Origin of the sequence: Mycobacterium barrassiae, from assembly GCF_025822765.1 — a bacterium.
In the GTDB taxonomy this organism is placed as follows: domain Bacteria; phylum Actinomycetota; class Actinomycetes; order Mycobacteriales; family Mycobacteriaceae; genus Mycobacterium; species Mycobacterium barrassiae.
This window is the reverse complement of sequence record NZ_JACKUK010000023.1, coordinates 849,352-855,395: the sequence shown is the minus strand read 5'-3', so window position 1 is coordinate 855,395 and position 6,044 is coordinate 849,352. Positions and strand designations below refer to the sequence as shown.

Here is a 6,044-nt window from a genome sequence, read left to right as displayed (position 1 = left end):
TTAGCGGTTAGACTTGGTGGGTGCCGAACCCTGTTGCGCCGGTTGTGCGCTTGACCGAGGATGAGCGTTCTGAGTTGGTGTCGTGGTCGAGGCGGTCGAATAGTGCTAATGCCTTGGCGATGAGAGCTCGGATCGTGTTGGCGGCAGCTGACGGGCTGAACAACACCGCGATCGCAGACAAGCTCGACATCCACGTCTCCAGCGCCCGGAAGTGGCGGACGCGGTTTGTGGCCGACCGGCTCGACGGGTTGCTCGACGAGCCGCGTCCTGGTCGCCCTCGGGTCGTGGGCGACGAACAGATCGAGGCGTTGATCGTGGCGACGTTAGAGACCGCGCCCAAGGACGCCACGCAGTGGTCGACGCGGTCGATGGCCGAGCACCTGGGTTTGAGCCAGTCGATGGTGTCACGGGTATGGCGTGCCTTCGGACTTGCTCCCCACAAACAGGATTCGTGGAAGCTGTCAAAAGATCCGTTGTTCGTGGCCAAGGTCCGCGACGTCGTCGGTCTGTATCTGAACCCGCCCGAGCGGGCATTAGTCCTGTGCGTCGACGAGAAGACCCAGATCCAGGCGCTTAACCGCAGTGCGCCGGTGTTCCCGATGCTGCCAGGCACCCCGGCGCGGGCCAGCCACGACTACGTCCGCCACGGAACCTCCAGCCTGTATGCCGCTTTGGACCTCACCACCGGCAAGGTCATCGGCGCGCTGCACTCGCGCCACCGCGCTACCGAGTTTCTGGGCTTCCTGCGCAAGATCGACGCTGAAGTTCCCGACGACCTCGACGTGCACCTCGTGCTGGACAACGCCTCGACCCACAAGACGCCGGCGGTAAAACGTTGGCTGACAAACCATCCCCGGTTCGTAGTGCACTTCACCCCGACCAGCTCGTCGTGGCTCAATCTCGTCGAACGCTGGTTCGCCGAACTGACCACCAAGAAGCTACGCCGCGGCAACCACACCTCAGTCCGCCAACTCAACAACGACATCCGCGCCTGGATCGAGCACTGGAATGAAAACCCCAAGCCCTACGTCTGGACCAAGACCGCCGACCAAATCCTCGCCAGCATCGGCAACTACTGCACCCGAATTAACGACTCAGGACACTAGNCATCCGCGCCTGGATCGAGCACTGGAATGAAAACCCCAAGCCCTACGTCTGGACCAAGACCGCCGACCAAATCCTCGCCAGCATCGGCAACTACTGCACCCGAATTAACGACTCAGGACACTAGGAATAGAGCGCTAGGTGGTTACCGGTGGCGTCATCATTTGATGACGCCCGACTTGGAAGCATCGCCGCCCGTGGGGCTTTCGTCGGCTTCCTCACGCTCTTCCTGGAGGCGGTCTTTGCTACGCACTAACCGAAGAAGTGTCACGAGGCCGAGCCCGCCGATCACGTTGCCCAACGCGGTGTAGCCGAACCACGAGAGCCAGCTGAGGTAGCCGAAGGGCGAATCACCGGTCGCCAGCGCGCCGAAAATGATCAGCGAGTCGAGAATCGAGTGGAACATCTGCAGACCCGCGAGCACGAAGGCGCCGGCCACTGCGGCGGCGATCTTGCCGATCATCGCGTCGGTGCCGTGCTGCATGCGGGTCATCAAGGTGATCGCCATACCGCCCAGCAGCGCCAGTGCGATCGTCTCCGCTGAGATCGGTGCCGCGATGTAATGCGTTGCGGACTCCACGGCCTGCGCGCGCAACTTCGGAAACCCAGTCATGATCAACCACATGAGCACCCAGCCACCGACGAGGTTCGCGATCAAGGTGCCAGTCCACAGCTTCAGCAACTGACCCATGCTGGCGCGTTTGGCGGCAACTGTGGTGACAGGTACCAGGAAGCCTTCGGTGAAGAGCTCACTGCGGCCCAGCAGGAGAGCGAGGAAGCCGATGGAAAACGCTAAGCCTGCCAACAGCGGGTTCTGCGTCGCGTGCAGAATCGCCAGGTAGGCAAGAACCCCCATCGCGACCTCGGTACCGCCGAAGAAACCGGTCGCAAGCACTTCACGCCATGTCCGGTGAAGGCGCTGGGTACCCTCGTCGATCATTCGAGCGAAAGCATCCTCGAGTTCATCCTCGATCGGACGATCAGTGTCGCCGAGCTCCCGCTGAGTCGTCTCGCTCACCATGATTCCTTCTGTCCGCAAATCAGTGACGAACACAAATACCCGCCCCAGCACTCCCCGAAAAGCACAACGACTGCCCGCAGTGCGCCTGGAGGGTTAGGAAGCACGTGAAGCGCATGATGCGTACTACGTATGGGCTCTGAATCCCGCATACTGCTACCTAGATGTTGTCTGCTTCGTACTATGCGTATCCAGATGCTGATGTAACTGTCCTCGTCGGCACGTGGCCGAAGCGGCGACGTCGCGACCGCAGGGAGAGTTGAGGAGCGTAATGAACGTCTATACGCTGACGCTGTTCGAAGGCTTGGGGCCGCGGCCAGAGTGGGTAACGGCTGCCAGCTCGGCCTGGGCTTACACCTTGGTGGTGGGTGCAGCATTCGTCGTGTCGGTGATCTGGTGCCTCGTCTACGTTGTTCGCCAACGCGACGTACTTCCGTTGGTGATGCTCCTGGGCGGTGTGATCTCCATGGGTCTGGAACCGACCGTGGACACGCTGGGCAAGGTCTGGTACGCCAAAGACAATCCGTGGGTGGTCTATGTCGGCATGGGGGTTCCGCAGCCGGCGTTCTTGCTCATGGGTTACTCCCTCTTCTGGGGCGGCGCGGTATACATCGCGTCTCGGCTCGTGCGCAATGGACTGTCGATATACAAGGTTTTCGCCGGCGTGTTCGTCGTGGACCTGATCGTCGAGTACCTCGGTGTCTCGGTATTGGGTGTTGGCCTCTACTACGACTTCTCGCCGTTCAGGGTGATGGGCTTTCCCTTGTGGTGGGCATTCGTGAACGCGGCCGCCGCAGTGATCGGAGTCTGGCTCGTGCTTGTGTTGGAGCCGCGATTGACCGGGTGGCGACGACTGGGCTTCTTGGTGGTTCCGGCGACGGCATTCGGCACCACGCATGCCGCGTGCTCCTGGGCAGTCTGGCTGACCTTGCATTCTGACGCCCCGCATTGGTTGGCCAACCTTGCAGGTCTGTATGCCATCGCAATGTCGTTCGGGCTCACCGCTTTCGTAGCTTCGGAGTTGCGGGACCGTCGGCAGCTGACTGATGGGTCCTCGACATATTCCGCAAATACACTCTCTTCCAGCGTATCTGGAGTCTCGCCGCGATCGAAATGACGGCGGGTATCAGCCATAGCAGCGCTCGGGTCGGCAATAAACCCTCGAGTCCCGACAAACGATTGGCATCGGATCACGATGAATCGGCTTCTCGCCTCGGATCTACCTCCGGACCTGCATTCCCGAATCTCACCGGCGTTGGTGCTGGTGGCTTTCGGAGTCATCGTCGCGGCGTCTGCGGTGTACGCCGTCTATCTGTCAGTGCGCCGTCGAGACTTGGTGCCCCTCGTCGTCTGCGTGGGGGCGCTGATTTGCGCGCTCAACGAGCCGATCTACGACATCCTGGGCAAGATCGTCTATGCCGACAACCACCCCATGGCATATACCTACTTCGATCGCGAGATCCCGTGGTTCCTGGTCCTCGGATACCTGCCGTGGGTGGGCCTGCTGCCATACCTCGTTGCGCAAGCGATGCGAAACGGCTTGCCGCGCAGCAAGCTCCACTGGCTGGCGTTCGGGTCTTTCGTCTCCGTTGTCGTCGTCGAATCCCTCGGTACCTCATTTGAGGCTTGGGGATATTACGGGGCGCCGCCGCTGAAGTTCCTCGTGGTAGCGCCGCAAATGGCACCGGTGCCAATCGTGGGGGGATTCCTGCTCTTCGCAGTCGCGGACCGGCTTGTCGGATGGAAGCGGGTACTGGCCGCGTTCGCCATTTCCACCGTCGCTCTTCCGATGGTGTTCGCCTCCGCCTCTTGGCCGCTGTACGTCGGACTGAACGCCGATCTGCCCGTGGTTGTCAACTGGTTCTTGGCGATCGCGATGCTAGCTCTGACTGCTGCGACCGTGGCGGCCGCAACGCAACTGGGTGAGAACCACCGCAAGTTCCTCGAGCTGGAGGGCAACACGCGCCTTCAAGCGTCAGCACGCGTATCGACAAGTCGATCCTGAGCCTCGACCACAAAGATCGATTTGGGGCAGCGGCACCCACCTATTACGTTGGTGCACAACAAATCACGCCTCTGATAGAGCCGCGCTCAGCCGACGGGTCGCCTCGGAAAGCTGCGTCCCGATGCGGGTGACCTCCGCGCCAGTCATCGGCTCGGCGCTGGGAACCAGGCTGAGCATCAACGCGATCCGCGAATCCAGACCGAGGATCGGTGAGTCGATATGGCTCAGCTCGTACGTGCCGTCCGCGGCGAGGCTGACCGGGAACCACTCCTCCTGGTGGATCAACTCGTCGGTCAGCTCCTGGGCCAGCCGACTGAGCCGCGTCGAACGCACTTCAGCACTGCGCACGATCAACGCCAACTCCTGCAGGCGTAGATCGGGCAGCAGATGAAGCCCGACGGCATAACCGCGCTGCCGGGCGTTGGCAATCGCTTCGCGGTAGCGGTCGCGCACATCCTCAGGCAGCGCGGCCAGCCAGCGTTCGCGGACATCCGGTCCGGCCCACGCGACCGTCGATGCCCCATAGGGCGGGCGGTGGGGGAACTGGGTTCCGATCGGCATCGGATGGCCGCCGCCCAGCCGACTCCGGACCTGATCAACGACGGTGGAGTAGTCCTCGTCCACCGCGAAGGCGACGCAGTGCGCGCCGGTGGCGGCGGACAGCTCCACCATCGCCGAGCCGACCCGGGTGTAACCCATGGAGCGCTACACCGTCATCTCGGCGGACTGTCACGCCGGCGCCGACCTGCTCGACTACCGCGAGTATCTCGATCCCGCCTACAGGGACGAATTCGACAGCTGGGCAGCGACATACGTCAACCCGTTCGCCGACCTCGCCCACGAAGAAGCCGAACGCAACTGGGACAGCGACCGGCGCAACGCCGACTTGGACACGGAGGGCATTGCGGGGGAGGTCATCTACCCCAACACCATTCCTCCGTTCTTCCCTTCGTCGAGCCTGGCGGCGACCCCACCGGAGACCGCCCGCGAACTCGAGCTGCGTTGGGCGGGACTGCGGGCGCACAACCGCTGGCTCGCCGACTTCTGCTCGCAGTCACCTGAGCGGCGCGCCGGGGTCGGACAGGTGATGCTCCAGGACCTCGGCGAAGCCGTCGCCGAGATCGCGCAGATCGCCAAACTCGGTCTGCGGGGTGGTGTTCTGCTGCCCGGGATCCCGCCCGGGGCCGCCATCCCACAGCTCTACGCCGAACACTGGGAACCGCTGTGGACCGCGTGCGCCGAGGCCGGTGTCGTGGTCAACCATCACGGCGGCAACGCCGGACCGAGCCCGCTCGACGGCTGGGGCAGCTCGTTCGCGGTGTGGGTGTACGAGACACACTGGTTCGCCCACCGTGCGCTGTGGCACCTGATCTTCAGTGGCGCAATGGATCGCCATCCGGATCTCACCGTGGTGTTCACCGAGCAGGGCGCGGGGTGGATTCCGGCCACCCTTGATTCGCTCGATGTCGCGGCTGCCCGGTATGCGCGCGAGGGTTCGGCGATCGCCCGCTTCGCCGGTCCCACCGCAGGCTCGTTGAGCCTCAAACCGAGCGAGTACTGGGCTCGCCAATGCTACGTCGGTGCCAGCTTCATGCGGCCGGTCGAGTGCGCTGAGCGTCACAACATCGGCGTCGATCGCATCATGTGGGGGAGTGACTACCCGCACCTCGAAGGCACCGGCCCCTTCACCCGAGAGGCGTTGCGCCACACCTTCTCCGGTGTGCCGCCCGAGGAAGTGGGCGCCATGCTCGGCGGAAACGCGGCGGCCGTCTACGGCTTCGACCTGGTAGCGCTCAAGCCTCTGGTCGACCGGATCGGTCCGACGGTCGACGAGGTCGCCGAGCCGCTGGAGGCCGTACCGGCAGGCGCAAGCAGCACCGTCTTCGAGCCCGACCCCATCCGAGCCTGGTAGCGAAA

5 protein-coding genes and 1 pseudogene are annotated in these 6,044 nt (G+C 63.3%); 4 read left to right on the top strand and 2 right to left on the bottom strand.

What is annotated here, in order from left to right; translation table 11 throughout:
- The first annotated feature begins 20 nt into the window (after window positions 1-20).
- Window positions 21-1,106, top strand: coding sequence for an IS630 family transposase (locus H7J93_RS14500; RefSeq protein WP_267306957.1), 1,086 nt, complete (start codon window positions 21-23; stop codon window positions 1,104-1,106).
- Window positions 1,107-1,264: 158 nt separating this feature from the next.
- Here the strand turns inward: H7J93_RS14500 and H7J93_RS14495 are convergent, their stop codons facing one another.
- Entirely contained in the window at window positions 1,265-2,122 is an 858-nt protein-coding gene (locus H7J93_RS14495) for a formate/nitrite transporter family protein (protein ID WP_267306956.1), read from the bottom strand.
- A 271-nt stretch (window positions 2,123-2,393) separates the two neighbouring features.
- On the opposite strand from H7J93_RS14495, the gene H7J93_RS14490 reads away from it, so the two are divergent.
- Window positions 2,394-3,239 (top strand): hypothetical protein, encoded by an 846-nt coding sequence (locus H7J93_RS14490; RefSeq protein WP_267306955.1) that lies wholly within the window; start codon window positions 2,394-2,396, stop codon window positions 3,237-3,239.
- A 78-nt stretch (window positions 3,240-3,317) separates the two neighbouring features.
- Window positions 3,318-4,127 carry a hypothetical protein gene (locus H7J93_RS14485; protein ID WP_267306954.1) on the top strand — a complete coding sequence of 270 codons (810 nt, stop codon included), beginning with the start codon at window positions 3,318-3,320 and terminating at the stop codon, window positions 4,125-4,127.
- Between the two features lie 63 nt (window positions 4,128-4,190).
- Here the strand turns inward: H7J93_RS14485 and H7J93_RS14480 are convergent.
- Window positions 4,191-4,805 (bottom strand): annotated as a pseudogene (locus tag H7J93_RS14480) (IclR family transcriptional regulator); the annotation flags it as partial.
- A gap of 19 nt (window positions 4,806-4,824) precedes the next feature.
- Here H7J93_RS14480 and H7J93_RS14475 point away from each other — a divergent pair.
- The gene (locus tag H7J93_RS14475) at window positions 4,825-6,039 is read left to right on the top strand and encodes an amidohydrolase family protein (protein ID WP_267306953.1); all 1,215 of its coding nucleotides are present in this window, start codon (window positions 4,825-4,827) and stop codon (window positions 6,037-6,039) included.
- Window positions 6,040-6,044: the final 5 nt, after the last annotated feature.

Excerpts from the sequence above, each read along its gene's own strand:
- H7J93_RS14490 (WP_267306955.1), top strand. The coding sequence starts at position 2,394 with ATGAACGTCTATACGCTGACGCTGTTCGAAGGCTTGGGGCCGCGGCCA.
- H7J93_RS14485 (WP_267306954.1), top strand. The coding sequence starts at position 3,318 with ATGAATCGGCTTCTCGCCTCGGATCTACCTCCGGACCTGCATTCCCGA.
- H7J93_RS14475 (WP_267306953.1), top strand. The coding sequence starts at position 4,825 with ATGGAGCGCTACACCGTCATCTCGGCGGACTGTCACGCCGGCGCCGAC.